14 protein-coding genes are annotated in these 21409 nt (G+C 51.5%); 8 read left to right on the top strand and 6 right to left on the bottom strand.

The annotated features are described in order from the left end of the window. Nucleotides 1–400: 400 nt before the first annotated feature. Entirely contained in the window at nucleotides 401–2113 is a 1713-nt protein-coding gene (locus IC617_RS07835; protein WP_191144429.1) for a proline--tRNA ligase, read from the bottom strand. 187 nt (nucleotides 2114–2300) lie between these two features. Here IC617_RS07835 and IC617_RS07830 point away from each other — a divergent pair, with 187 nt between their 5' ends. Beyond that, complete coding sequence (locus IC617_RS07830) at nucleotides 2301–4418, top strand: methyl-accepting chemotaxis protein (RefSeq protein ID WP_191144428.1); 2118 nt, start codon at nucleotides 2301–2303, stop codon at nucleotides 4416–4418. A gap of 62 nt (nucleotides 4419–4480) precedes the next feature. Here IC617_RS07830 and IC617_RS07825 read toward each other — a convergent pair whose 3' ends face one another. Beyond that, nucleotides 4481–5056, bottom strand: coding sequence for a hypothetical protein (locus tag IC617_RS07825; RefSeq protein WP_191144427.1), 576 nt, complete (start codon nucleotides 5054–5056; stop codon nucleotides 4481–4483). Between the two features lie 501 nt (nucleotides 5057–5557). On the opposite strand from IC617_RS07825, the gene IC617_RS07820 reads away from it, so the two are divergent. From IC617_RS07820 to IC617_RS07810, 3 genes are all read left to right on the top strand, one after another. Next, complete coding sequence (locus IC617_RS07820) at nucleotides 5558–7336, top strand: polysaccharide lyase family 7 protein (RefSeq protein WP_224745876.1); 1779 nt, start codon at nucleotides 5558–5560, stop codon at nucleotides 7334–7336. Nucleotides 7337–7464: 128 nt separating this feature from the next. Then, a complete protein-coding gene (locus IC617_RS07815) occupies nucleotides 7465–8565 on the top strand; it encodes a DUF2817 domain-containing protein (protein WP_224745875.1) in 1101 nt (366 codons plus the stop codon). Continuing rightward, entirely contained in the window at nucleotides 8562–9338 is a 777-nt protein-coding gene (locus IC617_RS07810) for an alpha/beta fold hydrolase (protein WP_191144426.1), read from the top strand. The genes IC617_RS07815 and IC617_RS07810 overlap by 4 nt, the downstream gene beginning before the upstream one ends. Nucleotides 9339–9354: 16 nt before the next feature. On the opposite strand, the gene IC617_RS07805 is transcribed toward IC617_RS07810, so the two are convergent. From IC617_RS07805 to IC617_RS07790, 4 genes are all read right to left on the bottom strand, one after another. Then, nucleotides 9355–10152 (bottom strand): hypothetical protein, encoded by a 798-nt coding sequence (locus tag IC617_RS07805; protein WP_191144425.1) that lies wholly within the window; start codon nucleotides 10150–10152, stop codon nucleotides 9355–9357. Nucleotides 10153–10256: 104 nt separating this feature from the next. Beyond that, nucleotides 10257–12164 (bottom strand): alkaline phosphatase, encoded by a 1908-nt coding sequence (locus tag IC617_RS07800; protein WP_191144424.1) that lies wholly within the window; start codon nucleotides 12162–12164, stop codon nucleotides 10257–10259. A 12-nt stretch (nucleotides 12165–12176) separates the two neighbouring features. Next, entirely contained in the window at nucleotides 12177–13760 is a 1584-nt protein-coding gene (locus IC617_RS07795; RefSeq protein ID WP_191144423.1) for an alkaline phosphatase, read from the bottom strand. A 191-nt stretch (nucleotides 13761–13951) separates the two neighbouring features. Further along, entirely contained in the window at nucleotides 13952–15181 is a 1230-nt protein-coding gene (locus IC617_RS07790) for a glycosyltransferase (protein WP_224745885.1), read from the bottom strand. 226 nt (nucleotides 15182–15407) lie between these two features. Between IC617_RS07790 and IC617_RS07785 the strand changes: the two genes are divergently transcribed. The 4 genes from IC617_RS07785 to radD all read left to right on the top strand — a co-directional run bounded on the left by IC617_RS07785 (nucleotide 15408) and on the right by radD (nucleotide 21244). Beyond that, the gene (locus IC617_RS07785) at nucleotides 15408–16598 is read left to right on the top strand and encodes a sugar ABC transporter substrate-binding protein (RefSeq protein ID WP_191144422.1); all 1191 of its coding nucleotides are present in this window, start codon (nucleotides 15408–15410) and stop codon (nucleotides 16596–16598) included. 14 nt (nucleotides 16599–16612) lie between these two features. Beyond that, nucleotides 16613–18574 (top strand): sensor histidine kinase, encoded by a 1962-nt coding sequence (locus IC617_RS07780; RefSeq protein WP_191144421.1) that lies wholly within the window; start codon nucleotides 16613–16615, stop codon nucleotides 18572–18574. 162 nt (nucleotides 18575–18736) lie between these two features. After that, complete coding sequence (locus IC617_RS07775; protein WP_191144420.1) at nucleotides 18737–19459, top strand: YebC/PmpR family DNA-binding transcriptional regulator; 723 nt, start codon at nucleotides 18737–18739, stop codon at nucleotides 19457–19459. Between the two features lie 69 nt (nucleotides 19460–19528). Beyond that, nucleotides 19529–21244: a DNA repair helicase RadD gene (gene radD, locus IC617_RS07770; protein ID WP_191144419.1), complete on the top strand. Its 1716-nt coding sequence runs from the start codon at nucleotides 19529–19531 to the stop codon at nucleotides 21242–21244. Nucleotides 21245–21409: the final 165 nt, after the last annotated feature.

Raw genomic sequence — 21409 nt, 5'->3', positions numbered from 1 at the left:
CTTGATGCAGCTGAGGCGTAATGATTTATCGGACAATAACCGAGGTCGCCAGACAAGCAGCTTGCAATTGATTTCGTCGAGACGCCGTAAATATGTCCCTATAGGCTCTACTGTCGCATCCCTGCGACAGAAGCTCGACGCCACCAATTCCAAGCCACTTTTGACAGTTCTTCGTACATTTCCAGAGCAATCGCTGCGCCAGAGCTAACCAAAGCGGAATCAAGTTGCTCATATCAAAGCCTCTGCAGCAGGGAGGCTGCAGTGGAGCCATCATGGATGATTTCACGGCGTCTTTGATATGAGCAGCTTGATGCAGCTCCGCTCAAAATAATCATTGAGCCTAAGCAAACAAAAACGCCACCCGAAGGTGGCGTTAGCTATTGCAGTCTCTAGCAGTTGATTAAGACAGCGCAGACTTGATATGGGCAATGGCGCCGTCGATGGCGACTTCTTGCTTCTCGCCGTCGCGGCGGTTTTTATACTCCACCACTTGCTTATCCAAGCCGCGTTCACCAATGATGATAGTGTGAGGAATACCAATTAATTCCATGTCATTGAACATCACGCCCGGACGCTCTTTACGGTCATCAAACAACACATCAATGCCCGCCGCTTGCAGATCCGCATAAAGCTTATCGGCGACTTCTTTTACTCGATGTGATTTGTGCATGTTCATTGGAATGATCACCACTTGGAATGGCGCCAAAGCGTCAGGCCAGATAATGCCGCGATCGTCGTGGTTTTGCTCAATGGCTGCAGCCACAATGCGCGATACACCAATACCGTAACAGCCCATCGTCATGATTTGATGCTTGCCGGTTTCACCTAAGACACCCGCATTCATCGCTTGTGAGTACTTATCACCCAACTGGAAAATATGACCCACTTCGATGCCACGTTTGATGTCCAGCTCACCTTGACCACATGGGCTTGGATCGCCAGCTTGAACATTGCGCAAATCTGCGACTTCAGGCTCGGCTACATCACGGCCCCAATTGATGCCCTTATAGTGTTTACCATCAACGTTAGCGCCGGCAACAAAATCGGCCATGGCAGCAACAGCACGGTCAGCAAATAGTGGCAAGGACAGTTTCACTGGGCCGAGTGAGCCGGGAAGGGCGCCAACGGCAGCTTTGATTTCTTCATCGGATGCAAATTGCAACGGCGTTGCAACAGCCGCCAGTTTTTCAGCTTTGATTTCATTGAGCTCATGATCGCCACGAACCAGCAATGCCACCAACTCGTGTTCACTGTCTTCAGCAGCCTTGACAATCAACGTCTTGATGCTGTTTTCAGCAGCAATACCAAATTGTTCGGTGAGATCGGCAATGGTCTTGGCGTTTGGCGTATCAAACTCGGTTAAGGCTTCGCTTGCTTCTGGGCGTTGCTGCGAGCAAACCGCTTCGGCCATTTCAACGTTGGCGGCGTAATCTGAGCCAGTTGAAAATGCGATATCGTCTTCACCGCTATCAGCCAAGACGTGGAATTCATGGCTCGCGCTGCCGCCAATCGAGCCGGTGTCAGCAATAACCGGACGGTAATCCAAACCTAAGCGCTCGAAGATCCGGCAGTAGGCATCAAACATGGTTTGATAGGTTTGCTCCAAACATTCTTGGCTCAGGTGAAACGAGTAAGCATCCTTCATGGTGAATTCACGACCACGCATGACGCCGAAACGAGGGCGAATTTCATCGCGGAACTTGGTTTGGATTTGGTACAGATTCAGTGGCAACTGTTTGTAACTAGCTACTTCGTTGCGAACCAACGCCGTGATCACTTCCTCGTGCGTAGGACCGAGGACAAATGGTCGTTCATGACGGTCTTTCAAACGGCATAACTCTGGGCCGTAATCTTCCCAGCGACCTGATTCTTCCCACAGGTCTGCTGGTTGCACAACCGGCATCAGTACTTCAACAGCACCGGCACGATTCATTTCTTCGCGAACCACTTGTTCGACTTTGCGCAACACGCGCAAACCGCTTGGCAGCCAGTTATACAGGCCGGCAGCAACTTTTCGGATCATACCCGCGCGCAGCATCAGCTGGTGGCTGATCACCTCTGCATCGGCAGGCGTTTCTTTTAAAGTAGATAACAGATATTGACTGGTGCGCATGGCAACAAAATCTCGTCAGACTGGCAAAGGAGCGATAGTTTAGCAGCGCTGCGGCGTGAGTTGTAGCGCCTTTTCGTTGTTCTGACTAAGCTCAATTGATGTTAGTGGTTGAATTCTCGGGCGATAACCATCGTACCGGTTTCGGATTCAGCATCGATTGTTTGGTCGCCTCGACTTGGAGAAGGTTATGGCAGCTTGGTCGCTTCGCCGCAAATTATTGTTAATGATTTCACTTATCTTGCTGTTAACGCAGGGGATCTTGGGGGTGATGGTGTATCAGTCATTGCAAGCGACTGGCGAGGAGTCCAGTGCTGCTGCGGCTGAGACCATGGAGACGCAGGTGATTAGCACCATGCGCTATGCCACTCTTGGTGCGGCCGAAGAGGTCGCAGGCTATATCAATCGCTCTTTTGATATTCCGAAAACTGTCGCTACCGTGTTGAGTCGCACGTCGAGCCATGCCGGTGGCGAGCCGCTGCCGCGGCAACAAGTTAAATCAATCACCGAATACGTGTTGTCGGCGCATACGGGGGTCAGCTCCATCTACGCCCAGTTTGAGCCGAACGGTTATGACAGTCGCGATTTTGCCAACGTCAATCAGCCGGCCCATAGCAGTCGTGATGGGGCACTGGAGGTCTATTGGTACCGTGACGGCAATCAATTGGTTTATGAAGCGGTTGATGACCCAAATGAAAAATACTTGGCGGAGCGAGATGAACTCGGGATTCGTGAATCGGAGTGGTATTTGTGCAGCTATGACACCCTCAAACCTTGTTTGCTCGAGCCCTATTTGTATGAGATCTCGCCGGGCTTAGAAGAGTTAATGACGTCTCTGTCGTGGCCGGTGATTGCTGATGGCAAGTTCCGTGGTCTGGTCGGCGTCGACATTAACTTACCGGTCATTCAGCAGCGTATCAGCGACGTTGCCGGGGAGCTGATGAACGGTCAGGGCGATATGATGCTGATCAGCGGCATGCAGTTATTAGCGGCCTCTAGTCGTTACCCTGATGCCCTTGGCAAACAACTTAAAGATACTGATGCCACACTAGCCGAGGCGCTTGCTGGCGGCAGCAACGGATTAATTGAAACAGCTGATTTTTACATCACCACGGCGTCAATCGAAGTGGATGGTGCCGATTCGAACTGGCAGCTGGTGTTCCGCCTCGACAAAAACATTGCGCTGCAACAGTCCTTGTCGTTTCAACAACAACTCTCCAATGCGTTTGACAGCACCATGTGGAAAATGGTGATTTTCACCGTCGTCAGTACTGCACTGGCAGTGGCTTTGGTGGCCTTTATTATCAATAGTTTTATCCGCCCGTTGTCGGCGATGAGTCGCCGTTTTACCTACTTATCGGGCGCTGAAGGCGATCTGACCCTAACGCTGGATATTGAGCAGCACAAAGAACTGATTGATATGGCTGCCGGTTTCAATGCCTTTACCGGCAAGCTGCGCGATATGATTGTGGCGATGCAACGTCATGCGGAAAACCTCCGCCAGCAGTCTGCTGAGTTAGCCAGTTCAGCCAAATCATCCAGTACTGCTGCGCAACAGCAGTTTTCCGATACGGAAACGGTTGCCGCAGCCGTTCACGAAATGTCGACCACCGCGCAGGAAGTTTCCGCGTTGGCCCAAAGCACCTCGGATGAATCCAACAGCGCCGGCAGTGTGCTCGAACAAACCCACGCTTCGTTTGCCCAAACGGTGAATGAAATCAAAGCGGTATCAGATGACATGGACGAAGCGGGCGTGCGTATTTCTCAGGTTGCCGAGCGCAGTAGTGAGATTTCAGGGATCCTCGATACCATTCGTGGCATTGCCGAGCAAACTAATTTGCTGGCGCTGAATGCAGCCATTGAGGCCGCTCGAGCCGGGGAACAAGGTCGGGGATTTGCCGTGGTTGCCGATGAAGTGCGTAACTTAGCTGGACGAACCCAGGATTCGACTGAGGAAATCAATAATCTGATTCAGGGGTTACAACAGGAAGTCACTAAAACAGTTGAGCAAATTAACCGTGGTAAAGACCGAGTCATTGTGACGGTTGAAGAAACCGAGCGCAGCTATCAAGGCATGGAGCAAATGACCGGCATGATTGCCGGCATTAATGACAATGCGGCGCAAGTCGCGACTGCGGCTGAAGAGCAAAGTCATGTCACTGAAGACATTAACCGCAATGTCTCGGCAATTGGTGACTCAGGTCGGGAAATTGCCGCGATGGCCGGCAAGGTTGAGGATATTAGTCATCTGATGCATGACGTGGTGGTTGAGCTGGACGCTCAGCTGGCCAAGTTTAAGGCCAAGTAGCAGGTTGCGTCAGGACGACGTGTCGACCTGACGCAATCTCGGCAAGGCCCGAATGACTGACGTTATTGACCGAGATCGCCGGCTAATCCTGCGGCTTCGAGTTGACTAAAGAACCATTGAATGTGTTGCATCATTTGTTCTTTATCGGCTGCAGGCACTTGCTCTAAGGCCGTTGCAATTGCACCAAACTCAGCCAGTTGCGCTTCTTGCTCTGCCAACATCTCAGCGCTGGCGCCATTTTGTTTCATCATATCAAGGCGTTGTTTGAGCGACTGTTGAAACTCAGCAAAGTCCATTCCTACCGCTTCAAACTGCAAGCTCATGCCTGCCAGAGCAGCGCGTCGGAAGGTACCAAAACCTTGTTGAATGTCGTCAAAACCGTGTTTCACGGCAATTTTGTTGACGCTGTCATAGGCGCCAACGCGTTTAAGGTGAGCGATAAAACCTGAGCCATCATCGGCAAAAAAGTCAGCCTGGCTTTCCTCGCTATCCCATTCTGGGTGTTGCTCGGCAAGCTGGTTCATATCGGCCATCAGATCCAGCACTGACTGCAAAGTGGCTTGGTTTAATTCCGGCAAGGACCAAGCTTGCGGGGCGAACAGTAGTGCCATGATGATGGCAAAAAGCTTTGTTTTCACAAATTCTTCCTTGTTGTTATGGGCGAGATGGGTAAGGGTGGCAATAACGCCCTCGATACTAGATGACGCCGACCAAATTCTCCACCTTCGATGGCGCATATCAAGCGAAGTTGCAATTGCGCTTGCTGATTGGTCTGGCGATTTTGTGACGCTGGTAAATTTGTTTGGTCATAACAAAATTATTAATTTTATGTAAATTTTTTGTTGTTTACGATTTTTGGTTATTGGTCATAGGGGGTTGGGCTTATTTTCAATATGGTTTGGTGGCTCTATTCGACTAATTAATTTGGGGTGATTATTAATATAAGTCATTTTTGGTCAGACAGGTTGCTTGGTTGACGGTTGTTTTTACTGTGTTTTTATAGCGTTCGCGGTTTGCGTAATGCTGGTTGCTGAAGGTCAAAATAATCAGGTGGCAGCAACGGCAGGGGAACTCTTTTACTCGGACGTTTAGGTCTCAGAACAAACCGCATTCGATAATCCGTTAGAAAAGGCCCTTAAATGAAACAACTAATTCAAGCAGCTCCAAAGAAACTAACTATTGCTGCGAGCTTTGCGCTTACCTTTGCTGTACAACAAGCCATGGCGGCAACCATCACAAACCCAGGATTTGAAAGCAGTTGGGACGGTTGGGTAGATTCCGATCCATCGTCGCTGTCGAGCGTTGCCCATAGCGGCTCTAAATCCGCCAAGATTAGCGGCAGTGGTGGCAGCGTTGAGCAAGTCGTTGCGGTGAATGGTAGCACTAGCTATCAGCTGCAAGCCTATATCAAAGGCGCTGGTCGCATCGGCGTGATCGTCGATGGTAACAATTACTCGGCAACAGGCGGTGGTTCTGACTTTGAATTGGTAACCGTCGATTTTCAATCTGGCAGCGCTTCGTCGGTCACGGTGTATGGTGAATATGACGGTGCTGAAGGTCGTTTTGATAGTTTTGCTCTAATCGATCAAGGCGGCACCCCGACCGAGCCGCCAGCAGGCGACTGTAATGATGTGCTGAGCATTGCCACCGCATCAGATGATGGCGGCAATGATGGCAATGGTCCTGCCAATACCATCGATAACAATCTCAACACGCGCTGGTCATATAATGGTGTTGGTCAGCAAATCGTTTGGGATCTGGGCGGCACTGCCGATATCTCGACGATGTCATTGGCGTTTTACAAGGGCGATCAACGCAGCGCTTCATTCGATCTCGAAACATCAAGCGATGCCAGCAACTGGACGCCGGTGCTGACCAGCGCCAATTCCGCTGGCAGTTCGTTGGCGCTAGAAAGCTTTGCTTTAGCCGACTCCAATGCCCGTTATGTTCGCTACACCGGTTATGGCAACTCGGCCAATACTTGGAACAGTTTGACCGAAGTGCAGGTGCATGGTTGCAACTGGCAACAAGGTGGTGGCGAAGAGCCGGTTGACCCGCCGGTTACGGGCGATCTCGATCCAAATCTGCCGCCGTCAGGCAATTTCGACTTGCTCGATTGGACCCTCGGCGTGCCGGTTGATAATGATGGCGATGGCAAATCAGATACCATTAAGGAAATCGAATTATCGAGTGGCTATGAGCACAGCAGTTGGTTCTACACTGGCAGCGACGGCGGCATGGTGTTCAAAGCTCCTGTTGATGGCCCTAAAACGTCCACCAACACCAGCTACACGCGCTCCGAATTGCGCGAAATGCTGCGCCGGGGCGACACCAGCTACAGCACCAAAGGTGTTGGTGGCAATAACTGGGTCTTCAGCAGTGCGCCTTCATCCGCTCAAAGCGCAGCAGGAGGTGTTGATGGTTTGCTGACCGCAACGCTGGCGGTGAATCATGTCACCACAACAGGTGACAGTAGCCAGCAAGGTCGCGTGATCATCGGTCAGATCCACGCTAATGACGACGAGCCTGTGCGGATTTACTATCGCAAACTGAAAGATAACGCCAAGGGGTCGATTTATATTGCCCACGAGCCACGCACGGGCAGCGAGCAGTATTATGAAATGATTGGCAGCCGATCGAGCAGTGCCAGCAACCCAGCTGACGGTATTGCCCTCGATGAGCAGTTCAGTTATTCAATCCGAGTGGTTGGCAATACCCTAACCGTGACCATCATGCGCGATGGTAAGGCCGATGTAGTGCAACAAGTGGACATGTCAGCATCCGGTTATGATGACGCCAGCCAGTATATGTACTTTAAAGCGGGCGTGTACAATCAGAACAATACCGGAGATGGCAATGATTATGTCCAAGCTACCTTCTACGCGCTGGACAACACCCACACCGGCTATAACCCATAGAGCATGCTCCTGATTAACATCATCGAGTGACTTCCAAAGCCAGCGCAAGCTGGCTTTGTTGCCTCTGGCAGCAGGTGGTCTCTAGCGTGGTATTAAACATTTGTGACAGCCACAGTTAGGCCCTTGTCTTGGCTATAGTTTTTATCATCACTCGGTTTGTTGAGGGCCATATGGCTTCAACTCGATTATTTACTCTCAAGCGTCATTTACCAGAGCTGTTTGAACTGGAGCATTTATTGGCGCGAGCGGGCGACAGAGCGCGCGCGACCGTGCTCAGCGAAATCGAAGTCGCTGACAGCCTGCTGCCAATCCATGCCATTGAGCTGGGCTCTACCGCGCCCGATGCGCCGCTACTTGGTTTGATTGGTGGCATTCATGGCGTGGAGCGCATTGGCACGCAAGTGCTGCTGGCTTACTTGCACAGTTTGCTTGAGCGGATGCGCTGGGACGACTCGGTCGGTTGCCAACTGGCTGGATTGAAGTTGGTGATCATCCCAATTGCCAACCCCGGCGGCATGTATCACAACCGTCGCTGTAACCCCAATGGCATCGATTTAATGCGAAATGCGCCGATTGACGCTAAGGGCAAGGTGCCGGCCTTGCTCGGAGGTCATCGCCTGAGCCGTTTACTACCTTGGTATCGGGGGCCCAAAGGTGCGCCGATGGAGCCAGAGTTACGAGCGCTTTACGATTTCATGAGCGGGCAAATTAGTGGTCGGCCATTTAGTTTGACCCTCGATGTTCACAGTGGCTTTGGTTTTAAAGACCGGTTGTGGTTTCCCTACGCGGGCGCATTTGAGCCCATTCGCGACTTAAATGTGATGTACCGGCTGAATCGTTTATTTGTCAAAACCTTTCCCAACCACGGCTTGTATCAAGTGGAGCCGCAGGCTCATTCCTACACCACCCACGGCGATGTTTGGGACTTGCTTTATGACAACAGCCTCAGGCAACAGCCAGCGGCAACGTTTTTACCGCTGACGCTTGAAATGGGCTCTTGGCTTTGGGTGAAGAAGAACCCGCGACAGTTATTGCGTTATCGCAGCTTATTTCATCCCGAATTACCCCACCGACGCTCACGCATTTTGCGGCGTCATTATCCGCTACTGGATTTTCTCATGATGGCTGTGGCCAGTTATGGCAATTGGATGAAAACCAAACCCGAGCAAATTCATAAAGACAATCGAGCGGCAATAAAGCTCTGGTATGACGGCGAGGCAACAACATGAAATTACGGCTAGTTTTGCTCCGCGGAATACTCCGCGATCACCGACATTGGAACGACTGGCCGCAGCAATTGGCCCAAGCATTACCCAACTATGTGATTGAGACGCCCGATATCGCAGGCAATGGTGATTGTTGCCAAGATAAATCCGGCACCAGTATGGCGGCCATGGTTGACGATTTACGAACCAAAATCGCGCCACTACAAAGCACAGAGAAGTTGCTACTAGTGACTCTATCCATGGGCGGGATGATCGCCTGTCAATGGGCTGAACGTTACCCTGATGAAATAGCTGGGGTGGTGATGATCAATTCCAGTTTGCGCCGGTTTAGCCCGTTTTATCATCGCTTACAGCCACAGGTTTATGGCAGTGCGCTTAAGGTTGCGTTTGCCGCTAAATCACTTGCCAGAGAGCAATGGGTGTTGCGCTGGACCAGCTTAAAACACCACGACAACGACCATTTGGCAAGGCGCTGGGATGATTACGCCAGCGCCGCTAAACCAACCTTAATGAACAGTCTTCGGCAGTTAATCGCCGCCGCTCGGTACCAAGGGCCAGCGCAAGCGCCTTGTGCCAATCTACTGATTTTGGCGGGCGCTGCTGATCAACTGGTGTCGCCGAAATGCTCGCTGGCAATGAGCCGAGCCTGGCGTTGTCGCCATCTGACTCATCCGCAGGCGGGGCATGATCTGCCGTTAGATCAGCCCCGTTGGGTGGTGCGGCAGGTGGTTGATTTTGTCGCGGCAGTGCAGCGCAAGGCATCGCTTGTAAGCTGATGCTTGCGTTAATTGACTAATGAACGTGGCTGTTGCCACCTAGCTTGCTGCCATCGGCGTTGTAAAAACCGGATGCGCCGTGTTGAACAAAGCCCAAGCTCATCATTTTCAAAAAGAACGGATCGCTTTCGTTGTCACCGACATCGGCATAATCAGTGGTTTGATAAGCCTGACGCGACGCAAAAAATTGATCAATTTGGCCACTATCTTGCGATGTCTGCTGCAACTCAATGGTAAACAACTGACTCATGGCTTGCTCTTGGTACTGAATAACCAGCTGTGATGCAGGTTGCCAGACTAGGCGATAGCGTTTGCCTTGCTGTTTTAGCTCATAGGTTTCGGTGCGCAGGCAGCCTTGGCCCGCTTCACTAACCAGCGTCATTTGTTGACGAAAGTCATCATCAATTAGTTGATATTTACTTTGCCAAACTTGCGCAGTGGCACTGCCTTTGACTTCGTTGGGAAAGTACTCGATGCCACGCTGGTAATCGTCAAAATATCGCACAGGGCGGCTACGGCCATCTTTGCCGCGGGTCCAGATCTCGGTGATCGCTTGTTGCGGGTATTGTAAAGCGACCTCATTAGCATTGCGCCAAAGGGTTAGCTGTTTAGTTTGCGAACGGCCGATGTCCCAAGTTCTGGTTAGGGTGTAATCAGCACTTAAACGCTGCTTGTTGAGTGGGCATGAGTGAGCCGCGACATTTGCACTGGCGTTAACCGAGGTGCTGAACAAAAGTGCGGTGGCGCCAATCATGAGGGTGCTGGCGGCACACGCAGCGCTGATAATGAAGGAAGGAATGTAACGAGAGTTCATTGTTGTTCTCCGATTTGTTGTCCGACAACGGAGCAAGCGCACCGAGCTTTTGCTCGATGCGCTTGCTCACTCAAGTCGGCTGATAAAGCCAAGGCTTGTCAGTATTAATCGACAACCTGATCGGCCATGGTTGTCAGCTCAGCGGCATAATCCATGATGTGGAAGATGATGCTTTGCTCGTTGGTGCCTGTGACCAAAGACGCGCCTGGACCACTGGCGTAGATACCGACATCTTCACCGGCGTGAGTTTCGGAGCTCATTGGTACCAAGGCTTCTTGGTGATAGCCTGGGGTGGTGGTGTCAACATCGCTCAGATCCATCCGGCCTGCGTTGATATCAACACCGTAACCAGCATCGGCATTGGTTTCGTCACCAAGGTTCATAAAGCCACGGCCATTGGTGTAACCCAATGTGGTGTATGGCATACCATCGGCCGCTTCAGCTGGCGTATCAGAGCCAACGCCAACGACTTTGCCCAAGATTGGGTTACCACGTTTTGGATAACCGGCAATGGTAAACACGTGGCTGTGGTCGGCGGTGACGATGATCAGGGTCTCTTCATCATTAGTCATTGCCATTGCAGCTTTCACCGCTTCGGCAAATTCAATGGTGTCAGTCAATGCGGTGTAGGCATTACCGGCATGGTGACCATGGTCGATACGGCCGGACTCAACCATCAGGAAGAAGCCTTCTTCGTTGTTATCGAGCACTTCGATGGCTTTGGTGGTCATGTCACGCAATGACGGCTCACCGGCTACATCATTTTTACGATCAGCTTCGTATTGCATGTGTGATTCGTTGAACAGACCAAACAACTTGGAGGTTGTTGCGGTGTTAATCGCATCAAAGCCCATTTTGTCGTAAACGTAAGTGCCTTGCGGGTAACTTGCTTGCCATTCGGCAGTCAAATCACGGCCATCGGTGCGATCGCCTTCGGTTGAGCTGACGGCATCAGGGCTGTTGTAGCTGGCATCTTTGGGCAGGAAGTGGCGACGTCCACCACCCATCACCACTTCAATGCCATCGACATCGAGCCCAGCAAAGCGCGCTTCGAGGTTGGCTTCAAAGTTGACCAACTGAGAGGCAATGTCTTCACAACCGGCAGCAACCGCTTCAGCTGGCATATCAGATACATCTTCCCAGTTACGATCGGCAGATTTCGCATAAGTTGCCGCTGGGGTGGCGTGGGTGATCCGTGCGGTCGAAATTACGCCGGTCGATTTGCCCGCTATTTCAGCTAGCTCAAGCGCGGTGACCAGTTCATTGCCTGCAACGGTTGAGCAATCACCACGAACAATGTCTTCGTCGACACCAATCACGCCAACGTCGGTTTTAACACCAGACATCATCGCCGTCATGGTACCGGCAGAATCAGGCGTCTGAGCATCGACGTTGTAGGTTTTGGCTAAGCCGGCAAATGGCATGCTACCAAAGCTCAGTACGTTTTCTTCACCAAGGCCGCCGTTCATCTGACCTTCCAGAATTCGGGCAGCAGTGACCGTTGAAATACCCATGCCGTCACCGACAAACAGGATGACATTCTTTGCTTTGCGGCTGGTCGTTGGTGCGACATAAGCGGTGCTGGCCGCACGAGGCGTCGCTGTTGGGGCTGCGTCATACGGTGTTGCTAAAGCTTGTTCGATGTATTGCTGACCTTGTTGAAACCACGGATTGTTTAAGGTTTCTACTGTCACCACGGCTTCAGAGACCGGGTCGTAAGGCAAACAGGCGTAACTGGTGTCATCTATTTCGGCTGCTTCGAGGGTGCCGTTGGCATTGTCGTCCAAGCCGGTGTCGAACTGAACACCGCCACCGAGACACACCTCATGGCCCGCCGCTAATTCGATTGAATTGATCAGCGAGTCAAGACCGTCGGAGCCTGGTGTGCCGTCTTGGCCTGGCGCGCCGTCCACACCATTGGTGCCATTAACGCCATCTTTACCATCGTCACCATCACAACCGGTTAAGGCCAGAGCAGAGGCAACCGCGATACTTAAAATTAACTTGTTCATTGGGATCCTTCCTTACTCTGCTACCAAGTCGAGAGCATTCTCGATGAGGTGGAATACGATGTTTTGCTCGATGGTGCCTTGCGCCAAGTGAGCACCTGGGCCCATCGCGTGCAAGCTGATGTCTTCACCGGAGTGAGTTTCAGAACTCAGTGGGATGACCGCTTCTTGGTGATAGCCTGAGCTGGTGGTATCAACACTGGTTAAGTCTTGGCGGCCATTGGCGTTGTCGAGACCGTATGTCGCATCGGCATCGGTTTCGTTACCAAGATCGCGGAAACCACGGCCGTTGGTGTAACCCAGCGTGGTGTACGGCATGCCATCGGCTGCAGTCGCGGCTTGCTCGGAACCGACACCAACCACTTTGCCAAGGATTGGGTTACCGCGTTTCGGGTAGCCGGCAATGGTAAAGACGTGGCCGTGGTCGGCGGTGACTAAGATCAGGGTGTCTTCAGCGCTGGTGGCATCAACAGCGGCTTGTACCGCTTTGGCAAACTCAATGGTGTCAGTCAGGGCATTGTAAGCACTGCCAGCGTGGTGACCGTGGTCAATACGGCCCGATTCAACCATCAGGAAAAAGCCTTTGTCGTTGTTATCAAGCACATTGATGGCGGTGGTGGTCATTTCACTTAACGATGGCTCACCAGCTACGTCATTTTGACGATCGGCTTCATATTGCATGTGAGATTCATTGAATAAGCCCAGCACACGCTCAACGCTTTCGGTGTCGATGGCATCAAAACCAGCTTGATCCATGACATAGCTGCCGTTGGGATAGCTTTGCTGCCATTCGGCAGTCAGATCACGACCATCGGTGCGATCACCTTCGACCGAGCTGACTGCATCGGCGCTGTTGAAGCTGGCGTCTTTGGGCAGAAAATGGCGGCGTCCGCCACCCATGGCTACTTCGATGCCATCGACATCAGCACCAGCAAAGCGTTGTTCCATCATCGCTTCGAAGCCGATTAGCTGACTGGCGATGTCCACACAGCCGCCAGTGACTGCGTCTTCTGGCATGTCAGAAACATCTTCCCAGTTACGGTCGGCAGACTTGGCGTAGGTTGCTGCTGGCGTAGCGTGGGTGATGCGGGCAGTCGAAACAATACCGGTCGACAAGCCTTTTAGTTCGGCCAACTCAAGGGCGGTGATCATTTCATTGCCAGCGACTGTGCTGCAATCACCGCGCACGATATCCTCATCAACGCCGATGACGCCAACATCGGTCTTGGCACCTGACATCATGGCAGTCATGGTGCCGGCAGAGTCGGGTGTTTGAGCGTCCACGTTGTAGGTTTTAACGAGCGCTGAGTAGGGAAATTTTTCGAAGCTCAGGTAGCCTTCTTCGCCGGAATTACCGGCCATTTGACCTTCCAAAATGCGCGCTGCCGTTAGGGTCGAGACGCCCATGCCGTCGCCAACGAAGAGGATGACGTTTTTCGCTTTGGTGGTTTGGCTACGAGCTAGTTTGGCGGCAATTTTCGTTTGGGCATCTTGATACCAGCTGCTCGCAGATTGTGACTCTGGCAGTACCGCAGCGGTCGCTGATGTACATAAACCGGCCACAAGCAAGCTGCACAATGCAGTGCTTTGTTTCAACATGGTTTCACCTTTCCTGGTTATGTTTGAAACCGACAGCAGTGATTCGGTTGGATATGACTGCACATCGGGGATCGGAATTGCTCAAGAGCAATAAGCAGCACAGAAGCTAAGGTGAAAATGTGACGAATTGGTTGCGGTTTTGCGGTGGTTTAGTGAATTAAAAATGAAATGCGATACGTTGTAACATATTGCTAGGGTTGGCTTTTTAGTTTGTTTTTGGCCTCAATCCACTGCGACATATACTGTGTGCTCTTGAGGCTGTGGTGTTGCAGCATGGCGCCAATAAAGTGTTGCTGGCGGTGGCCATTGATGTCTTGATCGATACCATAGATGCGCTCGAACAAGGCCTGCTCAAGTGTTGAACGCTGATAAGGGACGAGGTGAGCGGGAATTTGGGCAACGGCTTGCTGCCAAGCCTGACGGTCTTGGTAAAGGCGCACCGCCTCATCAATGAACGCCTGATCCTCTGAACGAACGGCGCCGGGCCAGTCTGCTGCAACGGTCATACCCTCAGCACCGATCGGCGTGGTGACACTCGGCAAACCATGGCACATGGCGTCGAGTAGCTTGCCTTTTAAGCCGGCGCCAAAACGCAGTGGTGCCAATAACACTCTGGCATTGCTCATCAACTCCGTAACATCTTGAGCCCAACCTTTGATGTGGAAGCCGATTGCGCTGTTGTGTAATTGCGTGGCCTTTTTCGGCGGGTAAGCGCCATAAATATGTAACTCGGCATCACCACATTGGCGTCTGATCGCAGGCCATAACTGGCGTAGCTGGAGCACGGCATCCCAGTTGGGGGCATGGCGAAAATTACCGATGCTGACAAAATGGTGGCGTTGCTCAAATGGAAGCGACGAGGGCTGAGTTGGCTCCGCTAGCATAAATGGCAGCAACAACAGCTGCGATTCTGGCACCTGATAATGCTGGTGGATCAACTGATATTCGAATGGCGAGATCACCAGCGTTAGATCGCTGCGAAAGATCGCAGCCAGCTCGCGGTGAGCCATTTCCGTATTAAGTTCGGCATCATCCGAGTTGCCCCCAGCTTTGATCGCTTGTTGACGAGCATGGCGAAGGCTATGCAAGTCTTCCATGTTGAGGATGCGAATGGCTTGAGGGCAGTTGTTGCTCACCCGCCAAGCAAACTGCTCTTCCATCATAAAACGATCGAATAACACCACTTGCGGCTGCAATTCGGCGACAAACTCATCAAAGCTTGTGTTGTTCAATTCGATGGCGGTGACGTCGACTCCCAACGCCTGTAGATCGACCGCGTGGTCGGAAAAGTCGGCAGGGCTGGCAAAGTTAATCCGATAGCCGCGTGCTAAGAAACTGCTGATGAGTTGCATCATTCGGCTGCCAGCTGCTGATGAGTTCGGTTCTGGCCAGACGTACCCAATGATCAGCAGTAATGGCAAGGTATTGCTTGCTTTCGGCGGTGTGAGCGATGACATGCGAAATGATTGAGACACTGGCTATTGGCTGGGAATCATATCATGGCCGATGCTGCTATGGTCGCGAGCTTTTATCTCTCAACGTGATAATCATCAGTGAAAACAATACATAAATCGGTTTTAAAATCCATGGGACCGGTTTCTTGTGCCTATACTCTATGCAAGATTGATTGTTATTTCGGAGCCGCAGATGAAGACGCTTTTATTGTTGCTGAGCTGCTGGTGGATGACCTCGGCAGCGGCCTCTGAGTTGTTGTTTTGGCACCAGAAAGAAGAAGCGCGAGCATGGTTTCCACAAATTGCCAAACAGTATGAGGCAGCCACTGGCGTGCGGATCAAGGTGTCATACCTGCCGACTGGCGAGCTGAAAACCAACTTGATGCGAGCCGTATTTGATGGCAATTCGCCACACGCCGCCATGGTTCCCGCCGACTTCATTGGCGATCACCGGCGCCTGGGTTTGCGCCCTCTTGCCGATAACGTCTTTGCCGCAGGAATGCCGCCCGCGGCGTTGCAATTAGCCACCTACGATGGCAATCGTTATGGCGTGCCGCTGCTAGGTGGCAATCACTTAATGCTGTTCTACAACAAAAAATTCGTTGAGGCACCAGCCACAAGCTGGGCCGAGCTAGTGGCTCAACGCAGCCAAGTTGAACGTAAGGGGAGTCAGTTAATCGGTTGGAAGTATGCGGAGATGTATTGGTTCGTTAGCTTTATGTCGGCATTTGGTGCGTTTCCGGTCGATGACAATGCCATCACTCTCGACACCCCAGAAACCCGTCAAGCTCTGAGTTTCTATAAACAGATCGCTGATGATGGCTTGGTCGATTCTAGTTGTGGTTATGGCTGCAGCTATGACGATTTTAAAAATGGCAAATATGCCTACGCCATCAACGGCGACTGGGCGTTCAAAGACGTGTCTACCTCATTAGGTGATGACTTTGGGGTGGCATTGTTACCAACCATCAATGGCCGGCCCATGGTGCCGATGTTTTCCGGCATGGTACTGATTTTTCCGAATCAGGATTTAGCCGGCGAGACCGGTAAACGATTAACCGATTTTGCTCATTATCTGCAGTCGCAAAACATACAGCAGCGCTTTTACGATGACATCGGTTCGTTGCCAGTTCATCCGCAAGTTGTCGATCGTATTCAGCAAACGGCGACCGCTAACATGCAAGCCTTATTAGAGCAACTGCAACACGCCAAAGCCGCGCCGCCTACACCAGCGATGGCGGCAGCGTGGATTGGTATGAGAAAAGGCTTTGAACTATATATGAGTGGTCATGGCAGCCTTGAGAAGGCGACCCAGCTGATGCAACGGTTCTCTGAGCATGAGCTGAAGAAAGCCACAAAGACCAATCTTGAGTCGAAACAGTAAGGAGTTGCAGTTCGATGTTTGAATGGAGGCGGACCCTGCGTGGCACCTTAAGTGGCATTATCTTGGCTGCGGCGTTGCTACCTTGCTTACTCACAGCGAGCTACCTGATTGAGCGCTTTCGCACCGTGTCACAAACGGCGACTGTTGGTGCTCTCGAACAAGTCGCACGCTTTCTGACCAACGATGTTGAGCGGGATTATCAATTACTGTTCGCTACGGTTGAGCAGTTAAGTTCCGATCCGGACATTATTTACGCCGCCTACACCGGCGCCTTTGGTGCCAAGGCACAACAAAAACTAGAGAAGGTGCGCCAGATCCACCCCGCCGCCCATGGTTTGGTCATCGTCGATGCGTTTGGCTGGCCTGTCGAGGTAGCGCCGACGTCGTTGGAATTGTTGGAGTTGGAACCCATCTCGCCACAATTAAACACCTTTTTTACTGACCGTTCGGCGCTCAATGCCGATGTGCTGGATATTGATAACGGCCAATTTGTCCAGCAAATCTACCAACTGCAATCTCGTGATCAGAAAGAGCAAGTGGAACTAACCAGCAACCATTTGTTTATGGTGTTGTCGCCACTGTGGATGTCAGCCGCCGATAAAGAAGAGCTGCACGAGCTGGTGGGCGCACTGGTGGTGCTGATGCCAGTCCATAGCTTAATCAATGCGGCGGAGAAAAGGCTTGGATACGCCCAAGACATGGGTATTTCGATTCTCGATGTCTCCATGGACGGGCAGAGCTTATTGCAAACTCAACTGGACCGATCGACGCTCGATCGCCATTTGCAAATCAAAGTCCAGCTTGAGTTGGAGTACACCGAGGCAACAATAGAGCTGACCTTGGGCGTTGAGCGAATTTCAGCATTGCAACAGGTCGAAGCGCTTCGGACTGAGCTTTGGGCGATCGTCGCCGGTTTGATTATTATTTTTGGCGGTGTTGCCTATTTAGGGGCGCGACATCTGGTGCAGCCGATCATGGTGGTGAATCAACTGGTATCGAGTTATGCCAATGGCGATTACAGCAAAAAATCACTGAAATTGTCGTTCCGAGAACTGCAACAAATGGCAACCGTATTAGAACAAATGGCACAGCGCATCGTCGATGACCAGCACCAATTGGAGCAACGAGTAAAAGCGCGCACAAGCGAGCTGCAAACCACCAATGAAGAACTCAGGCATACCATGGACCAACTGAAAGCGGCACAACATCAGTTGGTGGAAGCAGAAAAAATGTCGCAGTTAGGACAACTAGTGGCCGGTGTTGCCCATGAAATCAATACCCCGGTGGGGGTCGCGGTGACGGCGGCAACGTTGCTCGAACGCCAGGCTCAAGATTTGGAGCAACATGTTGCCGAGGAAAGCCTCACTCGGCGAGCATTAGAGGAGTACGTCAGCAGCACGTTACAAACCAGCGAGATGGTCCGCTCCAACCTACAGCGGGCAGCCAATTTGATCCGCAACTTTAAGGAAGTGGCCGCGGACCAAAGCTCTGAGCATCTGCGTCAATTTGGCTTACTGGATTACGTCAATAGCTTGATCAAAAGCTTGCAGCCAGAACTCAAAGGCTATCAGTTGGATATTTCCGTTGACGGCGATGAAACGTTACAGCTTCACAGCTACCCCGGCGCCTATAGTCAGGTGCTCACCAACCTCATTATGAACTCACTCAAACATGGTTTTTATCGCGATAAACATCATCACATCCAGATTAGCTTTGAAGTCCATGAGCAGCATCTGCTGCTGAAATATCGTGATGATGGACGCGGCATTGACGCTGTCACATTACCGCGAATTTTCGATCCCTTCTTTACGACCCAGCGAACCTCCGGAGGTACCGGACTTGGCCTTCATATTGTTTACAACGTGGTGAGTCAGAAACTCGGCGGCACCATTGAAGTGCATAGCGACATTGGCGATGGTGTTGAATTCAACATGCGGATGCCGTTAGCGTTGCCAAACCGGAATGATGCCAAGTAACACCAATCCTTCAATACACAGTTGAGTCACTGTCAGCATGAGCTTCGTCAAAAGCAACTGAGAAAACCACTTGCCAACCGCATATGGGCTGGCACTTGCGTGAAAGAACGGGTTAGAATTCGCGCCAGCATTTTTTTAAGTATTCATTAAAGAGCGATTGTCATGGGCAGAGCGTATCAAAACCGCAAGGAATCAATGGCCAAAACGGCTGCGGCAAAAACCAAGGTTTACTCCAAGTACGGCAAAGAGATTTATGTTTGTGCGAAGAATGGTGGTGCGGATCCCGACAGTAACTTGGCTCTCCGTCGCCTGATTGATGGTGCGAAAAAAGATCAGGTTCCGACTCACGTGATTGAACGTGCCATTGAAAAAGCCCAAGGCGGCGCCGACGAGAACTACGAAACCGCGCGCTATGAAGGCTTCGGCCCAGGTAACTGCATGGTGATTGTCGATTGCTTAACCGACAATGGCAACCGCACTTATATGGAAGTAGGGTTGTGCTTTAAGAAAACCAATTCCAAGATTGGCTCTCCTGGCGCGGTGTCCCACATGTTCGATCACCTGTCAGTGTTTGTCTTTGACGGCGATGATGAAGATACCGTACTCGAAGCGCTGATGATGGCCGATGCCGATGCCAATGATATCGAAGTGGAAGACGGTAAAGTGACTGTGTTTGCCCCGGCGAATGAGTTCTACAACGTCAAAACTGCGCTGACCGAGGCCTTTGAAGGCATTGAGTTTGACGTCGAAGAGATCAGCTTCGTGCCGCAAACTTACACCGCGGTTGAAGGCGACGACGTCGAAGTATTCGAGAAGTTTATTGCCATGCTGGAAGATTGCGATGACGTCCAGAACGTTTACCATAACGCGGAATTGCCAGCGTAACTTTGGTTAAACGTCGAGCCGAATAAACGCCCAACTTGGTTGGGCGTTTTTGTGTCTGGAGTGCTTTCGATGAAACTTCGCGATTACCAACAAGATGCCGTGGATGCGGTATTGCGCCATTTTCGGCAAACCGATGAAGCTGCAGTCATCGTGTTGCCGACCGGTGCGGGTAAAAGCCTAGTCATCGCTGAGTTGGCGCGCTTAGCGCGTTACCCGATTTTGGTCTTGGCCCATGTTAAAGAACTGGTCGAGCAGAATCAGGCCAAATTTCAGGCGCTCGGGTTTGAATCGGGGATCTTTGCCGCTGGGCTAGGGCGCAAAGAATCCGGCCAGCCGGTAACCTTTGCCAGCATTCAATCGCTGAGTCGCAATCTTGAGCAATTTACCGGTTTCTATTCCCTCGTCATTATCGATGAATGCCATCGGGTTAGTGATGATAGCGACAGCCAATACCTGAAAGTCATCGACCATCTCAAGCAAATCAATCCGCAGCTCAAAGTGCTGGGCTTAACGGCGACACCTTATCGGTTAGACAAGGGTTGGATCTATCAACAGCACTATCATGGTTTTGTTCGTACCGAGCAGGCAACGCCATTTCGCCGCTGTATTTTTGAGCTGCCGTTGCGACAACTGATTAGAAGAAAGTTTTTAACGCCGCCGCTGATGATTGATGCGCCAGCCGCTCGCTATCAGTGGGGTGGCTTGCCAACGGCTTATACCGAAGCCGATCTTGATGCTTATTTAGCGAAGTCGCCGCGTATTACCCAAGCTATTTGTCAGCACATCGTTGAGTTGGCTAAATCGCGCCAAGGTGTCATGGTTTTTGCGTCGACCGTTGCTCATGCCCAAGAGATTGCTGGGCAATTGCCCGATGGCGAGACGGCGTTGATTACCGGTGCAACAGCGCTCAAAGAACGCGATGCGTTGATTGCCCAATTCAAACAGCGACAGCTTAAATACTTGGTTAACGTGGCGGTATTAACGACAGGGTTTGACGCCCCGCACGTTGATTTTATCGCCATTTTAAGACGCACCGAATCGGTCAGCTTGTATCAACAAATTGTTGGGCGCGGATTGCGTCTGGCCGATGGTAAAGAAGACTGTCTGGTGGTTGATTACGCGGGCAATGGCTATGATTTGCATCAGCCTGAAATCGGCTCGGTCAAGCCAAATCCCCATAGCGAATTGGTTCAGGTTCCGTGTCCGAGTTGTGGTTTTAGCAATCTGTTTTGGGGCCTGACTGATGCCGACGGCGATATTGTTGAACACCATGGCCGCCGCTGCCAAGGCTTAGTCGACACGGAAGAGGGGCAGCAGCAGTGCCAGTTTCGCTTTCAATTTAAACAATGCGGCCATTGCAATGCCGAAAATGATATTGCGGCGCGCCAATGCCATCAGTGTGGCGAAATTCTGATTGATCCGGACGATAAACTGCGACAGGCATTGAACCTTAACGATCGTATGGTGATCCGCTGCGCGGGTATGTCTGCAACGACCGATGGCGACATCTTGCGGCTGAGTTATCACGACGAAGATGGCGCCGAGCTTTCAGAGCGATTTGACTGGTCATCTGACAAACAACGTCGCGTATTTCTAAACGAATTTCGCCGCAGCCATAGCGGTCAGCCACTACCTAGCAAGTGTCTAAAGCAGGTCGCCAATAGCATTCACCTGCGGGTGGCGCCGGATTTTGTCATTGCTCGTCAGGTCCGTAAACACTGGCGTGTCGAGTATCGTATATTCGATTACGCTGGCCCGTATCGTAAAGCCAATCAACTGTCATAGCCGCTGGGCTCCATTGATTCGCCATTCAGACGCTTTCCTCGCAATCATTTTTAATTTTCATTTGTTAACCCGAAATTAGCAGTTAACCCAATGAATTTAATGTAAAAATTAACAGTATAAATTATTGTGGATTCAACGGTTTTTTTGGGGTAAATTGCACGGCCA

The sequence above is a fragment of the Neiella litorisoli genome (assembly GCF_014773395.1).
Classification (GTDB): Bacteria; Pseudomonadota; Gammaproteobacteria; order Enterobacterales; family Neiellaceae; genus Neiella; species Neiella litorisoli.
The sequence above is the reverse complement of the archived record's forward strand: the minus strand, read 5'-3'. Positions and strand labels throughout refer to the sequence as shown.

Coding starts and splice junctions, on each gene's coding strand:
- IC617_RS07835 (WP_191144429.1), bottom strand. CDS start 2,113: ATGCGCACCAGTCAATATCTGTTATCTACTTTAAAAGAAACGCCTGCC.
- IC617_RS07830 (WP_191144428.1), top strand. CDS start 2,301: ATGGCAGCTTGGTCGCTTCGCCGCAAATTATTGTTAATGATTTCACTT.
- IC617_RS07820 (WP_224745876.1), top strand. CDS start 5,558: ATGAAACAACTAATTCAAGCAGCTCCAAAGAAACTAACTATTGCTGCG.
- IC617_RS07810 (WP_191144426.1), top strand. CDS start 8,562: ATGAAATTACGGCTAGTTTTGCTCCGCGGAATACTCCGCGATCACCGA.
- IC617_RS07805 (WP_191144425.1), bottom strand. CDS start 10,152: ATGAACTCTCGTTACATTCCTTCCTTCATTATCAGCGCTGCGTGTGCC.
- IC617_RS07800 (WP_191144424.1), bottom strand. CDS start 12,164: ATGAACAAGTTAATTTTAAGTATCGCGGTTGCCTCTGCTCTGGCCTTA.
- IC617_RS07795 (WP_191144423.1), bottom strand. CDS start 13,760: ATGTTGAAACAAAGCACTGCATTGTGCAGCTTGCTTGTGGCCGGTTTA.
- IC617_RS07785 (WP_191144422.1), top strand. CDS start 15,408: ATGAAGACGCTTTTATTGTTGCTGAGCTGCTGGTGGATGACCTCGGCA.
- IC617_RS07780 (WP_191144421.1), top strand. CDS start 16,613: ATGTTTGAATGGAGGCGGACCCTGCGTGGCACCTTAAGTGGCATTATC.
- IC617_RS07775 (WP_191144420.1), top strand. CDS start 18,737: ATGGGCAGAGCGTATCAAAACCGCAAGGAATCAATGGCCAAAACGGCT.
- radD (WP_191144419.1), top strand. CDS start 19,529: ATGAAACTTCGCGATTACCAACAAGATGCCGTGGATGCGGTATTGCGC.